At 71.8% G+C, this 18,822-nt stretch carries 7 protein-coding genes and 2 pseudogenes; 5 read left to right on the plus strand and 4 right to left on the minus strand.

The features are described from left to right. Positions 1-773: 773 nt before the first annotated feature. From KYY02_RS11340 to KYY02_RS11355, 4 genes and pseudogenes are all read left to right on the plus strand, one after another. Entirely contained in the window at positions 774-1,499 is a 726-nt protein-coding gene (locus tag KYY02_RS11340; protein WP_371237733.1) for a response regulator transcription factor, read from the plus strand. Positions 1,500-1,522: 23 nt separating this feature from the next. Continuing rightward, on the plus strand, positions 1,523-3,031 hold the full coding sequence (locus tag KYY02_RS11345; protein ID WP_371237734.1) for a sensor histidine kinase: 1,509 nt from the start codon (positions 1,523-1,525) through the stop codon (positions 3,029-3,031). Positions 3,032-3,412: 381 nt separating this feature from the next. Next, positions 3,413-4,753, plus strand: coding sequence for a DUF3500 domain-containing protein (locus KYY02_RS11350; protein WP_371237736.1), 1,341 nt, complete (start codon positions 3,413-3,415; stop codon positions 4,751-4,753). A 412-nt stretch (positions 4,754-5,165) separates the two neighbouring features. Continuing rightward, positions 5,166-5,540, plus strand: a pseudogene (locus KYY02_RS11355) (proprotein convertase P-domain-containing protein); the annotation flags it as partial. A gap of 92 nt (positions 5,541-5,632) precedes the next feature. Here KYY02_RS11355 and KYY02_RS11360 read toward each other — a convergent pair. The 4 genes from KYY02_RS11360 to KYY02_RS11375 are packed head-to-tail and all read right to left on the minus strand — an operon-like array spanning position 5,633 to position 17,705. Beyond that, the gene (locus KYY02_RS11360; RefSeq protein WP_371237738.1) at positions 5,633-5,971 is read right to left on the minus strand and encodes a nuclear transport factor 2 family protein; all 339 of its coding nucleotides are present in this window, start codon (positions 5,969-5,971) and stop codon (positions 5,633-5,635) included. A 17-nt stretch (positions 5,972-5,988) separates the two neighbouring features. After that, the gene (locus KYY02_RS11365) at positions 5,989-7,191 is read right to left on the minus strand and encodes an MFS transporter (RefSeq protein WP_371237739.1); all 1,203 of its coding nucleotides are present in this window, start codon (positions 7,189-7,191) and stop codon (positions 5,989-5,991) included. Between the two features lie 4 nt (positions 7,192-7,195). Beyond that, entirely contained in the window at positions 7,196-14,539 is a 7,344-nt protein-coding gene (locus KYY02_RS11370; protein WP_371237740.1) for a non-ribosomal peptide synthetase, read from the minus strand. A 10-nt stretch (positions 14,540-14,549) separates the two neighbouring features. After that, a complete protein-coding gene (locus KYY02_RS11375) occupies positions 14,550-17,705 on the minus strand; it encodes a non-ribosomal peptide synthetase (RefSeq protein ID WP_371237742.1) in 3,156 nt (1,051 codons plus the stop codon). A gap of 839 nt (positions 17,706-18,544) precedes the next feature. Here KYY02_RS11375 and KYY02_RS11380 point away from each other — a divergent pair. After that, positions 18,545-18,811 (plus strand): annotated as a pseudogene (locus KYY02_RS11380) (transposase); the annotation flags it as partial. Between the last annotated feature and the right edge of the window lie 11 nt (positions 18,812-18,822).

Genomic DNA, 18,822 nt, shown 5'->3' on the forward strand with positions numbered 1-18,822 from the left:
GGGACCGCCCCGTGCGCGCTCCCGCACGGGGCGGCCCGGTTCGTGTGCGCCCGACTGGCGTGGTGGAGCGGTCGCACGGAGATGCCGATCAGGGTGCTGACGATGTTCTCTGCCCACACCACAGCCGTATCCGCTGTGAGCCGGGGAACCGAGGGCCCGGGTTGCTTCGGGAGGGCCGGTGAGTGACACCCTGCGCCCGGTTCCCCCGGCCGCCGAGGTGCGGCGGGGGCAGTCGCTGTCCACCCACGCGGGAGGGGGCGAGACTGCTGCTCCGACGGCGGCTCCGAATCCGGTCGAGCAGCGGGACGCGTTCCTCGACAACGCGGAGCACCCCGCGATCGGGCCGGTGGCGGCAGGGCACGCGTGGGAGCCGCTGCGCGAGGGCGGCCGGGACGTCACCGCGCTGTGCACGCTCGTCCGCGCCTTCCGCATGCCGGCGTTCCTCGTCATCGCCGGCTCCTTCTCGCGCACCTTCGACGCGGACCCCGGGACGAGGTGGCCGCCTGTGCGGCCGTCGTCGGGGGAACTGCCCGGTCACGATGAGCGGGGCGTCATCGAGGCGGCCGAGAAGGTCCTCGACGGGCACGCTGTGGGCACAAGCTCCGGAGATCGACGGCCGGAGCGGGCGCGCGAACGCCTGCCGCCCCCGGTCCGGCTCGCCCGGATGTCCTCCCCCGGCCCCTTCGCGCCTGTGCGGACGGCTGCCCGAACCCATGGCCGGGTGACGGATCACCCACAGGCCGCTCTCAGGGGCGCGGGGCAGGCTCCGTGGCATGCCTGCCGCTTGTGGGACCCGCCGGAGCGCGGTGCGTGTGCTGATCGTCGACGACGAGCCCGAGCTCACCGAGCTGCTGTCATGGGCCGTCACCGAGACGGGCTGGCAGCCCTTTCGGGCGAACGACGGACAAAGTGCCCTGACGCTCGCCCGCAGCTGCGCCCCGCACGCCGTCGTCCTGGACTGGATGCTGCCCGACCTGGACGGCGTGCACGTACTGCGGCGCCTGCGGTACGAGAACGCGCATCTGCCCGTGCTCATGCTCACCGCCCGCGACAAGCTGGAACACCGCATCGACGGGCTGTCGGCGGGCGCGGACGACTACGTGACCAAGCCCTTCTCGCTGGAGGAGGTCATGCTGCGGCTGCGCGGCCTGCTGCGCCGCGCCGGCGCCGAACAGGAGGGGGCGGACGAGCCCGTACGCGTGCTGGGCGATCTGGTACTGGCCGAGAAGACCCGCCGGGTGCAGCGTGACGGGACGCCGATCGCACTCACCGCGAAGGAGTTCGACCTGCTCGGCTTCCTGATGAAGCATCCGCGCCAGGTGCTCAGCAAGGCACAGATCCTCGACGAGGTCTGGGACGGCTCGTTCGACAACGAGGGAAACCTGGTCGAGGTCTACATCTACGGTCTGCGCGCGAAGATCGACAAAGGGCGAGCGCCGATGATCCACACGGTGCGCGGCGCCGGCTACGTCATCAGAGCAGCGGTCGACGGCACATGACGCCCAGCCAGGGACAGGACACGATGTCCCCGCGGAGAAGGGCACCGAACCCCCTGCGGGGCCGCTCGCTGCGGATCCGGCTGGTGCTGCTCACCTCCACGGTCCTGTGCGCGGTGTGCGCGGCGATGGCGCTCACCACGGTCCTGGTCCAGCGCGCCCACCTGCTGGACGACCTGGACCAGCGCGTCCGTGACGCCGTCGAGCGGACCCAGGGAGGAGTCCGCTCCCGCGCGGGGAGCGCCACGGACCTGAGCTTCCTCAGCGAGCGGGGACAGCCTGCCGGCACTGTTGCGGCCCGCCTCGCCGACGGGCGGGTCACCGCCGCCGAGGTGGTGGCCGCGGACGGCCGCCGCACGGCCCTCAGCGCCGCCCAGCGCGCGGCGCTGAGCGGGATCACCGCGGACGGCACGCCACACACCCGCACCGTCCCCGGCCTCGGCGCCTACCGCGTCGCCGCCGTCAGCGGCGACGGCGCCCCCGTACTGGCCGGGCTGCCCATGGACGACGTACAGGACACGGTCCACGAACTGGTCGTGACCGAGGCGGTGATCGCCACCGTCGGCCTCGCGGTCGCGGGCTGTCTGTGCGCGGTACTCATACGCCACCAGCTGCGCCCGCTCGGCCGGGTGGCCGCCACCGCCGTCGAGGTCGCGTGTGCGTCGCTGGACCGGGGGGAGGTCACCGGTCTCCCCCGCGTCCCCGCCAGGGACACCGACCCCGCCACCGAAACCGGCCAGGTGGGAGCCGCGCTCAACCATCTGATCGACCGCGTGGAGTCCGCGCTGGCAGGGCGCCGGCGCAGCGAGGACCGCGTGCGCCGCTTCCTCGCCGACGCCAGCCACGAACTGCGCACCCCGCTCGCGTCCATCGCCGGATACGCCGAGCTGATGGTCCGGGGCACGGCGAGGATCGAGCCCCGGCTGGCGTGGCGCCGGGTCTCCGCCCAGTCGGCCCGCATGACCGGGCTCGTCGAGGACCTGTTGCTGCTCGCCCGCCTCGACGAGGGACGGCCGCTGCTGGAGGAGGAGCTCGACCTCGCGACCCTGGTGGCGGAGGCGGTGTGGGACGCGCGGGCGGCGGGCGACGACCATGACTGGCAGCTCGCGCTGCGCCTCGACGAACCGGCCACGGTGACCGGTGATCCGGACCGGCTGACCCAGGTCCTGGCCAATCTGCTGGCCAACGCCCGCGTTCACACACCGTCCGGCACGCGGATCACCGTCGTCGTGGAGGCCACGCGCGCGTGCTGCGTGATCCGCGTACGGGACGACGGCCCGGGCATCCCGCCCGACCTGCTCCCGTCCGTCTTCGAACGCTTCACCCGCGCGGACACCTCCCGCTCCCGCACCCCCGGCGAGAGCGGCGGCTCGGGCCTGGGCCTGGCCATCGCCGCGGCGATCACTCAGGCGCACGGCGGACACATCGGCGTCGAAAGCGAGCCAGGACGCACGGAGATCACGGTCACGCTGCCGTACGCCGCCGGCGACCGGTCCACACCGCCCGCGGCACACACGACACCGATGCCGGCCTGAGCGACCCGCGAACGCGTCGAGCCGACGGACCGCGCTCCACACCCGCACCGCACCCTGGCCCGGCCCGCACCGCGCCGGGCCGCCGCCCCGCGCGTCCCGTCACTCCACCGCCGCCGCCCCGGTGGCCTGGAGTCGTCTTCCCTTCCGCGTGCGTCCGCCGGCCCTTCGTACGGCCTCGCGGCGCCGGGCTCCGGCGCCCTGCGCCACGAATCCTCAGCACATTCAAAGACACGCAGGTCGGCCATACCGCGCATGGCGATGTGCGCGCCGTCTTCGGCTGCCGCACGGAAGCCGGTTCAGCTCAGCCTCAGTTCGGTCGCCCAGGGTTGCCGTCAGGTGGCCGACCACGGGTGGTGGGCCTGACGAAGGGAGTCAGCGAAGATGACCGAGCTCGACACCGGCGGGAGCGCGGCGCGGGAGCCTGAGCAGGGGAACGGCCGTCGCGCCCACGCGAGCCGCCGCACCTTCATGCGCAAGGTCTTCTTCGCTTCGGGCGCCACCGCCGTCGCCACGACGGGCGGTGCCGGTGCCTGGGCCGCACTCGCCGAGGACACCACCGGAACGGCCGGCACCTCGGCCTCCGCCACCCCGAGCGGTCCCCCCGTCGGAGGCCCCGGCGGCGGGGCCGGAGGCCCGGGCAACCAGACGATCACCGAGGACTTCTTCGGTCTGACCACCGACGGGAAGCGCGTCGACGACCTGTTCACGATCCACTCCGCCAAGGTCGCCACCGCCCCCGTCGTCGCCGCGGCGAACGCCTTCCTCTCCGGTCTCAGCGACGAGCAGAAGACCTCGACCCAGTTCACCGTCCACTCCACCGAGTGGCGTCTGTGGAGCAACGTCGACGCCTACGACCGTCAGGGCGTCTCCCTCGCCGATCTGAGCGACGACCAGAAGGCTCTCGGAACCGCCCTGCTGAAGGCGGCACTGAGCGCCGACGGCCTGGAGACGACGGAGAGGATCCGCAGGATCAACCAGGCGGCAGGCGAGGCGATCGACAACACGGACGCCTTCAACGAGGACGCCTTCTACTGGACGGTGATGGGCACCCCCTCCGGGACCGAGCCCTGGGGCTTCCAGTTCGACGGCCACCACCTGGTCATCAACTACTTCGTCCTGGGCGACCAGGTAGTGATGAGCCCCTGCTTCTGGGGCTCGGAGCCGACCTCGATGGACATCGACGGCGAGACCGTCACGGTCTGCCACGAGGAGGTCGTGGCGAGCCTGGCCTTCGTCAACTCCCTCACACCGGCCCAGCAGAAGGTCGCCATCGCCTCCTCGACCAAGTCGAACGAGTCCATGAAGGCGGGAGCGTTCTCCGACAACACGGTCCAGGCGTACGAGGGCCTGCGCTGCGACACTCTCACCGCCGTGCAGAGGAAGAAACTCCTCGGCATCGTCGAGGCCTTCGTGGGCCGTGCCAAGGCCGACGCCGCGCGGGTGAGGATGGCCGAAGTCGGCAGGCACCTCGCCGACACCTACGTCACCTGGGCCGGAGGCATCGAGGACGACTCGGCCTTCTACGTCCGTGTGCACAGCCCCGTCGTGTGGGTCGAGGTCGACTGCCAGGGCCCCGGTCCCCTCGCCGGCGCCTACGGGGCCTCTCAGGGCGACGGCCCGACCCAGAGGCACGTCCACTCCGTCATCCGCACCCCCAACGGCAACGACTACGGAAAAGAGCTCCTCAGGCAGCACTACCTGACCTCGCCCCACCACCGCTGAGGCGCACGGCCGCTTTCCCTTCCGGCGGAGGGCCGCGCCCACTCGGGCGCGGCCCGGCGCACGTTCGGGGCCGACCCGCCGCGGGAACGGCAAGCCGAGGGCTCGTACATGCGAGAGCCGCGGTGTACGCGGCGCATCCGCAACTCAGTGGCGTCCGGCGGCGCCGGGAGCGGTGAAGCCGTCCTGTGGGCGGAGAAGTCGTGCCCTGCGCGTGCCCGGTACTCGCACTCCCCGGAGGCGCGAACAGGCGCCGAACGGCCGACGACACACAAGCCCCAGGTCGCCGACCCTGGGCTTCGCAAGGAGCGGGTGACGAGAACCGAACTCGCGCTCTCAGCCCGGGAAGCGACGGCGCTTGGGCGGTCGCGTAGCCGTCGGCCTGCGTGGATTCGATGTGCTGCGTTGGGCGTGGGTGTCCTGGGGCACCGCTGTTGACTCGACCGGGCAGCCCAACGCCTGGTCGCTCGGCCTCCCCTCCCACGAGAATCCAGACAGCCGAGCAGATCCCGGACGACGACTACGCGAGCAGATCCGGGCCGCGGTTACCGGCCCGACCGGCACCGGCTCGGCCCGCACTCAGGTCGACGTCCACGTTGAGCAAGCCGATCTCGTCCACCTCAAGATCGGCCTCGTCGCCCCGGACGGATCGCTGACCCTTCTCAAGGGCTCCGGATCACCCGGGGAGGGCGGTGTGATCAAGAAGGTGTACACCGTCGACACCAGCGGCATGTGGAAGCTCCGCGTCGACGACGTCATGCCGGGCAGCACCGGCACCGTCCACGACTTCGTCCTCAGGTTCTGGCCTTCCCGATACCCCTGGGGGCGTAGCGCGAGGTACGCCCCCAGGGGTCGGTCACGTGCCCGAGGTCGCCGGTCGGGTCAGACCGCGAACCACACCTTCTCGATGCGGTCCTCGCCGACCTCGTACAGGGCGACCGCGGTCCGGACGTCACCGCCCATGAACCCGGTGACGACCTCCTGGTCGATCACGAGCCGGCCGTGGACCACCCGGGAGACGAGTTCTGCGTGCAGGTCCGGACTGCTGTCGAAGAGGGTGGCGTACCGCTCCCGGAACGCCGGGCCCGAGCGGTCCGTCATCACCTCGCCGGACGGGAAAGCGTGCACGGGGACGTCCTCGACGTAGTAATCCAGGAACGCCTTCAGGTCACGCGCGTTGTAGGCGGCCAGCTGGCCGTCGACGATCTCCTCCGGAGACATGGGGCACCTTTCTTTCGTCAGCCCGTCGGCACCGGGGCGGTGTGGCTGAAGCGGTTGCGGATGACGAGCAGCGCGCCGGCCAGCGCGATGCCTCCGGCGATGTGCAGCAGGTCGAGGAAGAGCATGCCTCGGGACAGCTCCAGCAACAGGCCCACGGCCTGCTCGCCGACGCCGAACACCACACCCAGGTAGAAAATCATGCTTGCCCGAATCTGGCCGAGCCGGTCTTTGGGTGCGGGCTCCAGGATCCGCGCGTTGGTGAAGTGGATCCAGTAGGCGTTGACGAAGGTCAGGACGATGTACAGGGCCATGTGCACGCCGTACGCGGAGCGGCCGGCCACGGCGCTGACCGCTCCGCACACCGTGAGGACCGCGGCGAAGACGAAGGCCCACCGTTGTGCCGCGGCGGGGCGGCGCAGCAGGGGCGCGGTCAGCCAGAACGCCAGCCCGTAGAAGAACCAGGCGCTGGAGAACGCGATCCCGCTGGGCACGAGGTCCTGGCCCTCGGCGAGCACACTCGCGTACACCATCATGCCGGCCAGGCTGACCAGGAACCCGATCTGGAGCAGGTTCCAGGGCCAGAGCTGGGGCAGCCAGTAGCTCTTCACGGCCCCGGCGAGACGGCCCGCGATGTCGTCCCAGCCCAGCTCGTACCCGCCGGCCCCCGGCGCCGGGCGCTCCAGGCGCGGCGCGAGGAGGACGAGCACCGCCATCGAGGCGACGACGTCGAAGACCAGCGCCACCGTCAGCGAGTGCGAGGTCCACACCGGGACGGACGCGCAGATCACCGAGGCGAACACCATCGCTCCCTGCGGCGAGGTCACCATCTGCAGCACCGCGCCCTGCGCGCTGGAGCCGGAGGCATCGGCCAGCAGCCGGTACGCGAGCACCGAGCAGGCGCCGACCAGCGCGAACCGCAGCGCCGTCCAGACCAGCACGAAGTCCGGGCCCGCGGCGTCCAGCACGGTCATCAGCAGGAACACCGCGGCCAGGGCCAGCTGCAACCACTGGAGGAAGGCGAACTTGCGGTGGATCAGCCCGCGGTCGGCCCAGTAGCCGATCAGCAGGGCGCCCACCACACCGAGCACTTGGCGCTCCATGCCCAGCAGTCCCACCAGTCCGTCGGACCCGGTCTGCGCCGCGAAGCCCGGCACGAGCAGCAGCCACAGGACGGTGGAGCCGAGCGAACTCAGCAGGATCGTCGAGAACGTAGCCTTCATCCGGTCACCGGCCCAGCGCGGCGACACCGCGGTCGAGGAGCAGGGGCAGCGGTACCCGCAGACCGAACGCCTCCTGGACAGCTGCGGCCAGTCGGACCGCGGTCAGGGAGTCGACCGGCGCGTCCCGGTCCGGATGGACATGGGAGAGGAGTTCGTCGAGCCGGGCCCGGTCCGCGTCCGTCAGGTCCGCGAGGGCACTCGGCACGGCCGCGGCGGGGCGGTCGTAGCCGTCCGGCCCGGTGCCCGCCGGGCGGGGCAGGGCGGCGAGCAGCCCGGGGATGCGGGACTCGGCTGCTTCGTCCCCCGTCATCGCGTCCAGCACCGCCTCGTACACCTGGGCGACGGTCCGCACCGCACGCCGTCCGAGCACGCCGGCGGCGGCATTGAGGTTCACCTTCAGCCGCTGTGTGAACAAGTCCGCGTTGAAGGTCACCAGCAGGGCGAAGTCCGTGTGCTCGAACCAGGCGAGGTCGCCGATCACCTCGCCGCCGTCGGCGCCCAGCTGGTCGGCGTAGGCGCTGAAGTTGACGAAGTTGAACGCCGTCTCCACCAGCCGGCGGCCGCCGAGGTCCCGCTGGATGGAGGCGTGGGCGTAGCGGCGGTGCGGCAGGTGCTCGTGCCCGATCCGGTTCACCTCCGCGACCAGCTCCGGGAGTGGGCCGCCGGCCGTCCTCACCCGCAGCGGCACGATGTTCAGGAAGAGGCCCACCATGCGGTCGGCATCCATGTGCTCGGGCCGGCCGTGGCCGAAGACACCGGTGGTAACGTCGTCGGCCCCGGTGATCAGAGACAGGGCGCGGAAGTGCGAGGCCAGGCAGACGTCCTTGAGGGAGACGCCGTGCCGGGCGGCGAGAGCGCCCAGGCGCGCGGTCCGCTCCTCGTCCAGCAGGAGCTCCGCCTCCGCCCAGCGGGCGCCCGGCTCGGGGAGCCGCGGCAGCTTGGTGTAGGCGGCGTCGGCGAGGAGCCCTGTCCAGTAGGTCCGGGCGGCCCCGTCCTGCTGGGCGCGCGCCTCCAGCCGCACATAGGCGCGGTAGGGGAGCGGCGCGGGTTCCTCGGCGACGGGCTCCTCGCCCGCCAGGGCCCGGCGGTAGTTCTCCAGCAGCCGGGCCATCAGACCGGAGAAGCTCCAGCCGTCGATGATCGCGTGGTGGAAGCTGACGGAGAAGTGGAAGGAGTCGTCCGACTCGCGGTGGACGAAGAAGCGCATCAGCGTGGGCGCGCTCCAGACGAACCCCGTGCTCTTCTCCGCCTCGAACCAGGTGTCGATCGCCGCGGCGCGGGCGTCCGCGCCGAGGTGCGCGAGGTCGTACACGGTCAGGTTCACCTGCCCGTGTCCGTGCACGAGCTGCAGCGGCTCGCTGTACCCGGACAGCACGAAGGAGGTCCGGAGGAGTTCGTGCGCTCCGACCATGTCGGCCAGCAGGGCGGTGAGGACCTCCTCGCGGAAGGGGAGGTCGATGCGGTAGCGGATCAGATCGTGGAAGGCGGCCTGCGCGGGCTCGACCTCCGTGTGGTAGATCATCCCGAGCTGTAGCCGCGTGGCCGGGTAGGCGTCGACCACCCCGGCCGGTACGGCGGCCCGGTCCTCGGCGGTCAGCAGGTCGAACGGTTCCCCGGCGTCCGTGCCGGCGGCCCCCTCCCGGCCCGAGGGAACAGATCCGATCAGGCCCTCGTCGGCCAGGGCGCGAATCGTCTGGACCCGGAACAGGTCGTGGAGGGCAACCTTGAAGCCGGCCCGGCGTAGCGCGCCCACCAGCCGGATGCCCTGCAGGGAGTCGCCCCCCAGGCCGTGGTAGGCGTCGTCGATGCCGACCCGGGGCATGCCGAGCACGTCCTGCCACACCGCGGCCACGGCGGCTTCGGCGGCGTCGCGAGGCGGGGTGTGGGCGTGGGACGCGGAGGCCAGGTGCTGCTCGGGGTCGGGCAGGGCCCGGCGGTCCGTCTTTCCGTTGAGCGTCAGCGGCCACCGTTCCACCTCGATGAGGAAGCCGGGGACCATATAGCCGGGCAGCCGGCCGGCCAGGTGGCTCCGCAGTTCGGCGGGATCCGGGCGCGCGCCGGCCTGGGGTACGTAGTAGCCGGCCAGCGCCTTGCCGCCGGAGTTCCGGGTGAACGCCACGACCAGGGAGGAGTCGACGGCGGGGTGCGAGGACAGGGCTGCCTCGATGTCGCCGGTCTCGATGCGGTAGCCCTGGATCTTGACCTGCGCGTCGCCGCGGCCGAGGTACTCGACCTCGCCGCCGGGCAGCCTCCTGGCCAGGTCGCCGGAGCGGTACGCCCGCACCCGCCCGTGCCCCAGGTCCAGTTCGACGAACCGCCGGGCGTTCTCCTCGGGGCGGCCGAGGTAACCGCGACTGACGCCGGCGCCGGTCACGGTCAGTTCGCCGACGGTGCCGACCGGCACCGGCCGGCCGAGACCGTCCAGCAGGTAGAGGCCGAGGTCGGGGATCGGCACGCCGATGAGGCTGCCGGGCGCCGCGCAGTCCGCCGCGGTCACCGGCCGGTAGGTGACGTGCACCGTCGTCTCGGTGATGCCGTACATGTTGACCAGTCGGGGCCGCTCGTCGCCGAAGTGGGCGAACCAGTCGGCGAGCGAGGCAAAGTCCAGGGCCTCACCGCCGAAGACGACATGGCGCAGTTGGACGTCGTCGCGGCCGGCCCGCGCCATGAGTGCCTGCTTGACCTGGGTGAACGCCGAGGGGGTCTGATTGAGGACGGTTACGCCCTCGTCGACCACGAGCCGGGCGAAGTCGTCCACCGAGCGGCTGACCCAGTAGGGGACGACGACCAGGCGGCCGCCGTACAGGAGGGCGCCCCACAACTCCCACACGGAGAAGTCGAAGGCGAAGGAGTGGAACAGGGACCAGGTGTCGGTGGCGTCGAAGTCGAACCAGTGCTCGGTCGCGCCGAAGAGCCTCAGCACGTTGCCGTGGGTGACCAGAACGCCCTTGGGACGGCCGGTGGATCCGGAGGTGTAGATCACGTACGCGGGGGAGTCGGGCCTCAGGTCGTGGCCCGGCCCCGTGTCCGCGCCGTCACCGGCGAGCGCATCGAGCTCCGCCGCGGTGCCGGTCAGGGTGGCGCGGCCGGGGAACAACGCGCAGACCCCGGGCGTGCCGACGACCAGCTGGACGTCGGCGTCCTCGACGGTCGTACGGATCCGGTCCTGCGGGTAGCCGGGGTCGACGGGGACGTACACGGCGCCCGCCTTGAGGGTCGCCAGGACGCAGACGACCATCTCCAGGTCGCGGTCGAGGGCCAGGGCGACCAGGTCGCCCGCGGCCACCCCGCGGCCGGCGAACTCCAGGGCCAGCGCGTTGGCGCGTCGGTCCAGTTCGCGGTAGGTCAGGCTGCGGCCGTCGCAGGAGACCGCGGTGCGGTCGGCGTGCTTGGCGGCCATGGCCTCGAAACGGTCCACCAGGTTGCGCATGCCGCCGAGTTCGGGCCGCGCCTCGCGCGCCGGGGCGGGCAGCAGCTCGGCCCGCTCGGCGGCGGACAGCAGCTCGGCCGCCGCCCAGGGCCCGCCGCCGTCCTCTGCGATCGCCCGGAAGCACCGCTGGTAGTAATCGGCGTACCGCGCGACCTGTCCGGCGTCGAACTGGTCCGGGTCGTAGGCGATGCGGTGCTCCCAGCTGCCCTCGTACACGTTGGTGCCGACGTACACCACCATCGGGGCGTCCGTCTGCTCGAAGTAGTCCGCCGCCGTCACGGCGGGCGCGCCGGCGGCGGCTTCCCGGCTGTGCACGTGGAAGTTGGTGAAGTTGAACAGCACGTCGAACACGGGGCCGCCGTGCAGCTTCTGGATGGCGGGCAGCGGGAACCAACGGTACGGCTGGATGCGCTGTTCGGCCTCGAAGCAGCCCCTGGCGAGGTCGCGCCAGCTCTGCCCGGCGTCCAGGCGCAGGCGGAACGGCAGGGTGTTGAGGAACATGCCGAGGGCCTGCTCGGCGTCGTCCACCTCGGGCCGGCCGTTGGCCACCAGGCCGGTGGTGATGTCGTCCTGGTTGGTGACCAGCGCCTGGACACGCAGGTGCGCGGCGAGGAAGACGCTCTTGAGCGGTACGGACCACTCGGTGGCCCGTGCGCGCAGGGTCTCGAGCAGCGTGTCGTCCAGAGGGCGGGCGAGGACGCGCACCTCGGTGCTCGTCCGCCGGCCGCGGGTGCCGGTGCCGAGCCGCGGGACCTCCGCCGGCTGGGCGCCGTCGAGCTCGGCGGCCCAGAACGCGCTCTGGGCCGGGTCCTGCGCGGCGGCACCCTCCAGTTCGGCGTACCGGCCCTGCAGGGCCGGCAGGGCGGTCCGTCTCACGGCCCGGCCGGCGAGCCGGTCGCCGTAGTCGGCGACCCATTCCTCGACCAGGGAGGCGACGCTCCAGCCGTCGAGGACGGCGTGGTGGAAGCTCAGGCCGAGGACGACCCGGCCGGCACCGGTCAGGAAGATCCGCGTGCGGTAGGCGGGGCCGGGCCCGGAGGGACTCACGGGCCGACCCTTCTCGGCCTCGGCCCAAGCGGTCACGGAGTCGAGGGGGACGGCCTCGCCGCGCAGGTCGACGATGTCGAGCGGCAGCTCCGGGGCGTCCTCGACCACCATGCGGGGGCCGTCGGCGGCTTCCAGGTCGAAGTGGGCGCGCAGGACCGCGTGGCGTGCCGCGAGCCCTTCCCAGGCGGCGCGGAGCGCGCTCTCGTCGACGGCCGGGACGTCCACGTGGTAGCGGAAGATGTCGTGGTAGACGGGGGTTTCCGGCATGAGGCTGCTGTGGTAGATCATCCCCTGCTGCAGGGCCGTGGCCGGCCAGGAACGGGGAGTCCCTTCCACGGGGCCGTCGGGTGCGTGGGATCCCGCCGTCCGGGCCGCTTCGGCGGGGCGCAGCACGGCCGCGAGGTCGCGCAGCCGGTGGTGGGCGAAGACCTCGCTGACGGACACTTCGTGGCCGGCTCGCCGTAGCGCCGCCACGACGCGGATGGCGAGGATGGAGTCGCCGCCGAGGGCGAAGAAGCTGTCGTGGGCGCTGACCCGGGTCACGCCGAGCGTGTCCGTCCACACCGTCGCGAGCAGCCGTTCGAGGTCGGTGGCCGGTTCGGTGAACTCCTGCTCCCCGGACCGGGGGACGGGTGCGGGCAGGGCGGAGACGTCGCGCTTGCCGTTGTGGTTGGTGGGGATGGAGGGGACGGTGACGACGAAGCCGGGCACCATGTACGAGGGGAGTTCCGCTTCGAGGGCCGTGCGGAGCGCCGCCTCGTCGAACCCGGGACCGGCCACCACGTAGGCGCACAGGGCCTTCTCGCCCCGGTCCCCGGTCACGGCCGCGACGGCGCACTCGGTGACGCCCGGGGCCGCGGCCGCCAGGTGCTCGATCTCGCCGAGCTCGATCCGGTAACCCCGGATCTTCACCTGGGTGTCGAGACGGCCGAGGTACTCGATGACGCCGCTGGGCAGCCACCGGGCGAGGTCGCCGGTGCGGTAGATGCGGCCGGAGCCCTCAGGGCCCTCGACGAAGCGGTCCGCCGTCAGCTCGGGGGCGTGCAGGTAGCCGCGGGCCAGACCGACCCCCGCGATGCACAGCTCACCGGGGGTGCCCAGGGGGGCCGGTCTGCCGTCCCGGGTGAGGACGAGGAGGCGGATGTTGTCGATCGGCCGGCCGATCGGTACGGAGCGCGTGGAGTCGACGGCGTCGCAGTCGTACCAGCTGACGTCGACGGCGGCCTCCGTGGGGCCGTAGAGGTTGACCAGCAGGGTGTCCGGCACCTCGGCGTGGAACAGTTCCACGTGGGAGACGGCGAGCGCCTCGCCGCTGGCGAAGACCCGACGCAGCGAGCCGAGGCGGTCACCGGTTCCGGCGGCCTTGGTGTACGTCAGGAACGCGTGCAGCATGCTCGGGACGAAGTGCAGGGTGGTGGCGCGGCTCTCGGCGATCCGGTCCGCGATGCGCGCCGGGTCGCGCTCGGCGCCGTTGGGCAGCGTGGCGACGGCGGCTCCCGCCAGCGACCACCAGAAGATCTCCCACACCGACACGTCGAAGGTGAACGGTGTCTTGTGGAGGATGACGTCGTCGGCGCCGAGGGGGTAGCCGCGCTGCATCCACCACAAGCGGTTGACGATGGCGCGGTGCTCCACGACCACGCCCTTGGGGCGGCCGGTGGACCCGGAGGTGTAGATGACGTAACAGGCGTCCTCGGGACCGGTGACCGGCTCCAGGTCGCTGTCGTCGGCCGCCCGGTTCGCCGGGTCGGCGACGTCCAGCACGGGGCGGTCGCCGAGGACCGCGGCGGTCCTGGCGGTGGCGAGGACGAGCGCGGTGCCGCTGTGGTCGAGGAGGTAGCGGATCCGGCTGTCCGGAAGCGTAGGGTCGATCGGCAGGTAGGCTCCTCCGGCCTTGAGCACGGCGTAGATCGCGGTGAGCATCTCCGCGGAGCGGGGCACGCACACGCCGACGATGCTTCCGGCGCCCACACCGCGCTCGCGCAGCGTCCTGGCAAGCCGGTTGGCATCGGCGTTGAGCCGGGCGTAGGTGGTGCCGTCGCCGTCGGTCACGGCGATCCGGTCGCCGTGGAGGCGGGCGCCCTCCTCCAGGAAGGAATGCAGCAGCTGGTCCCGGGGGAACTCGGCGTCGGTCTTGTTGAAGCCGTCGAGCAGGGACAGTTCGGCCGCGGAGGGCGCCCGCAGGTCGTCCGTCGTGGTGTCCGGGGCCGTGGTGATCGTCTCCAGCAGGACCCGGTAGGCCGAGAGCAGCCGGTCCGCGGTCTCGTCGGTGAACAGCACGGGGTCGAAACGCAGTTCCACGCGGGGTTCGGGACCGGTGCGCAGAGTGAAGAGCAGGGGAGCGCTCGCGCGGTCGGCGTCGTCGGGGCCGAGGTCGCCGTCGACTGACACCATGAAGTCGGTGGGACGGCTGTCGTGCTGCTCCAGAAGGTGGTGGACGGGCACGTCGAGGTGGCCCGCGACCTCGAGGTAGGACGCGCGTACGGCTCCCAGCACCGCCTTGGCGGGGAGGCCGGCGCCGAAGTGCGCGGCGAGCGGCACGGCCCGGTCGTAGGGAGCCGGCGCGCCGGGTGGCACCGGCAGGAGGACCACGGTGTCGTCCCGGTCGGTGCTCCGCGCCGCCAGTGCGGCCAGGGCGGTGGCGGCGACGGTGCGGACCAGGACCGGGTCACCGGAGGTGAGGCGGCCCAGGGCGGCCGTGACGGCCGTGGCGAGCGGGGCCGTGGTCGTGCGCGGCGCACCGGCGGCGGGGCGCAGGTGGTCGCGGAGGAGGAGGACGGGCTCGGTCCATCCCCGGATGCGGGTGGTCCAGTACTCCTGCTGCGCGGGGTGGTCGAGGAGTACTTGCCGTGCCTGGAGAGAGCTGATCATGGAAGTCCTTCTAGAAGGTGAAGTCGGCCTGGGCGGAGGGAGCCGGGATGTGGGGCTGTTCCGCCCGGCCGGACAGGAGGGTGTGCGGCGCACGGTCGAGGTCGTCGACCAGTTCGGCCACACGGTGGAGCAGGTACTGGGCGGAGGCCGTGCTGAAGAGCGCGGTGCTGTACTCGAGTTCCAGCACGGTCCCGTCGGGCCGCTGGTGCACTTGGAGGTTCAGGTCGAACCGGCAGGCGCCCGCGTGCAGGAGGTGGACCTCGGCCCGGACGCGTCCCCGCGCGAAGCGGTGGAACCCGATGTTCTGGAGGGCGAAGAACGCCTCGATGACGGGCAGCCGGGAGGGGGCGCGCTCGGGCCGGAGGTCGGCCACCACCCGGTCGAAGGGGTACGACTGGTGGTCCAGGGCCTCCTGGTAGCGCGCGTGCACCACTCGGAGCAAATCGGTGAGGGTGGCTCCTTCCGGCACCGTCAGCCGCAGGGCGGCCGTGTTGACGAACATGCCGACCAGCGTTTCGACGTCGGGGTGTGTCCGTCCGCTCATCGGGGTGCCGACGACGACGTCCCGCTGCCCGGAGAGCCTCATCAATGCGGCCGTGTATGCGGTGAGGAGGACGGCGTAGGCAGTGGTGGAGGTGCGGGCGGCTACCCGATCGACTGCCTCGGCGCGTTCCTGATCGAGGCGCAGCCGGTGCACCGCGCCCACCTCGGCGCGGACTGCCGGGCGGGGGTGGTCGGTGGGCAGGTCCAGGAGGGGTGGGTCGGCCAGCATCTCCAGCCAGTACCGCTCGTCCGGTGCGAAGGCGCCCTGCTCCAGCCGGGCCGCGTACCAGCGGGAGGCGTCGGCGTATCCCCGCTTGGGCTCGGGGAGGGCCGTTCCGGCGAGCAGCTCGGTCAGCTCCTCGGCGAGGATGCGCAGTGAGACGCCGTCGAAGACGATGTGGTGGACGTCGAGGTAGAGCCGGTGGCTGGAGGCGGACACCGGGACCAGCAGGGCGCGCAGCAGCGGTGCCGTCCGCAGGTCGAAGGGGCGCACGAAGGTGGCGAGAACGGACTCGTCGTCGGGGTGCGTGGTTGTGTCGGAGACCGTGAAGTCCAGGGACACCGCCGGTAGCACGTCCTGGCACGGCCCGTCGGGAGTGCTGAGGAGACGGGTGCGCAGCGCGTCGTGGCGGCGGACCAGCTCGGTGACCGCGGCGCGGATGCCGGCCGGGGTGACGGGGCCGTCCAGGTCAAGGCGCAGCGGGATGTGGTAGGCGGGCGACTCGGGCGCCACCTGGGCGTGGGTGTGCATGCCGTGCTGCTGCGGGTGCAGAGGCGCGGGCACGCCGGCGGGCCCGCGTTCGATCGGTCCTCCGGCCGGTGCGGCGCTGGCGGATCCGGCGGCGTGCTTGCGGACGGCCTCGGCCATCGCGGCCAGGGTGCGGTGGACGAACACCTCGCGGTACGGCATCCGTATGCCGTTGCGGACGGCCAGGCGGCCGACCAGCGCGCCGACGGCGAGGGAGTTGCCGCCCAGGGCGAAGAAGTCGTCCTCGGCGGTGAAGGGGCGGCCGTTCAGGTGGAGCACGTCGTCCCAGAGCTCGGCGAGCGGATGCAACGCCTCCGGGAGGGCGGGGGCGGGCCTGCCCCGGACGGCGGCGTCCGGACGTGCCGGCGGCAAGGCGGCCTTGTCCACCTTGCCGTTGGCGTTCAGCGGCAGCCGGTCCATGGCGACGAAGCGGTCGGGGCACAGGTAGGCGGGCAGGCGGGCGGCGAGCTGCTGCGCGATGCCTGCCACGGTCGTGGCCTCCTGCGCGACGACATGGGCGACGAGGTGCTTCCCGGCGTCGTCCGAGGCGACGGTGACACAGGCGTCCCGCACGCCGGGGCAGGACAGCAGGACCGACTCGACCTCCTTGACCTCGACCCGGTGGCCGCGGATCTTGACCTGGTCGTCCACGCGCCCGTGGAAGTGGAGCAGTCCCTGCGCGTCGGTGCTGACCAGGTCGCCGGTGCGGTAGTACCGCTCGCCTTCCAGGGTGATGAAGCGTTCCGCGGTGAGCTCCGGGTTGCCGAGGTAGCCACGCGCCAGACCAGTTCCGCCGGTGAGGAGTTCGCCCTGCTCGCCGGGGGCCGCCGGGGCGCCGGAAGAGCCGAGGACGAGCACGGTGGTGCCGGCGACGGGCTTGCCGATGGGAAACGGACCGGGCTCGTCCGGGCGGATCTCGTGGGTGGTGGTGAACGTGGTGTTCTCGGTGGGCCCGTACCCGTTGATGACGCGCAGGGCGGGGTGTGCCGCGCGCGCCGCGTTCACATGGCGCGCCGACAGCACGTCACCGCCGACCACCACCGTGCCGAGCCCGGCGAACACGTCGGGGTCGGTATCGACGGTCTGGTGGAAGAGGGGGGCCGTCATCCACATGACGGAGACGGCCTGCTCCCGGATCGCTTCCTTCAGCTCCTGGGCGACCAGCAGAGTCTCGGCGGGGACGACACAGAGGGTGGCCCCGTTGAGGAGGCAGCCCCAGATTTCGAAGGTGGCCGCGTCGAACTCCAGGGCGCCGGTGAGCAACAGCCGGTCCTGCGGGGTGAAACGGTAGAAGTCGCTGTCCCGGACGAGCCGGACGATGCCTGCCTGCTCGATCATCACCCCCTTGGGGCGGCCGGTGGAGCCGGAGGTGAACATCACGTAGGCCAGGGGCGACCGGTCGTCGGCGAGGGGGGCGGGGGCGACCTGCTCCGAGCCCGCGTCGTGGTCCGCTGCGAGCAACTCCCGGACGGAGACCAGCGGAAGGCCGTCCGGGAGCCCGGGAGCCAGGACTGCTTCGGTGTCCGGCGCGCACACGAGGAGGGCGGCGCCGGAGTCCTGGAGCATCATGCGCAGCCGTTCCCCCGGGAACTCCGGGTTGACGGGCAGATAGGCGCCGCCCGCGAGGACCACGGCGAGCATGCACACCACCGCGTCCGCGGAGCGGGGGAACGCCGTTGCCACGAGGGTCTCGCGCTCCACGCCGCGGGCTCTCAGGGCCATGGCCATCCGGCTTGCCCGGCGGTGTAGTTCGGCGTAGGTGAGCCGGACGTCGCCGTCGATGACGGCGACGGACTCCGGGGTACGGGCGACCTGTGCGCCGAAGAGGTCTTCGAGTAAGGGGTGTCGGCCGTGTGGCGGGTGTCCTGTGGTCACAGAAAGACCCTTTCCGATCAGATGCCTCAGGCAGGTGAAAGGGAGGATTATTTGCTTATGCGCATGCTTGTGCCCCGCGCGTGCCGAACGGGTCCGTCGGCGACGCGGACGGACCGGGCAGCGCGAGCGGCCCTGCGTCAGGAAGTGGAAAATGAAATGACGGGAGAGGCCTTTATGGGCCTGATATCACCCATGCAGATCGTTTATGGGCGACAGAAATGAACGCATGGTGAAGAGTGAATTCCTGAAAGGCAATCGTATGGCGTCATGCCGTGCAGTCCCCCTCTGCAATGCGAATTCCTGGGTCAAGCTAGCAGTCGCGCGCCCGGTCGACTGTGATCGTTGCCATAGGCGGACGGCTCGTGTGGCGTGATCCATTCGGTCTGCGGCCTACCGGCGAGGCGACCGGTCCTGCCGGTCGCGGCCCGGGGCCGGAGCGGCCCCGGACGTGGCTCGGTCACTCGTTCGTCTGTGATGAATTCCGTTTCGAATAGCTGAATGGGCAGTTCATCAGCTCCTATAGCGGGTGAAGGGCGAGGCGTCTCCGCTCCGCCGGCCCGTACTGCTGGACCCGCCGGACATCCACTCGGCGTGCGGCGAAGCCCCGCCCGGCCGGTCGGCCCTCACCGCCGAGCAGCCCGTCAAATGGCCGGTTCTAGAGGGTGTCTCGCATGATGGTTTTGCGAGCTTTTTGCAGCGGGTCGGTTGCGTCCTGGGAATTGGTGTACGGGTTCCCACCCGATCCGGGCGTTTGGCTTGGCGTCGGAGTGAGGATCCGGATATGAGAACGGCCACCGGCTGATCTTCGAGATGTCGAAGTGTCGAAGGAGATCAGCACGATGACCGCACCCGACAGTGTGCCCCTGCACGCCCTCGCCGAGGAGAATCTCGCCGCGGTGGGTCCCGATCTGCCGCGCGCGATGATCAGAACGTTCGCCGGCGTCCTCATGTCCGCGGAGGCCGATGCCCTCTGCAACGCCGAGTACGGGCAGGCCAGCGATGAGAGGGTCAACCACCGCAACGGCTATCGCCCGCGCGAGTGAGACACCCGGGCCGGGACCGTCGAGCTCGCCGTTCCCAGGCTGAGGCAGGGCAGCTGCTTCCCGCCGGCTTCACC

The sequence above is a fragment of the Streptomyces pimonensis genome, assembly GCF_041380215.1.
Lineage (GTDB): Bacteria > Actinomycetota > Actinomycetes > Streptomycetales > Streptomycetaceae > Streptomyces > Streptomyces pimonensis.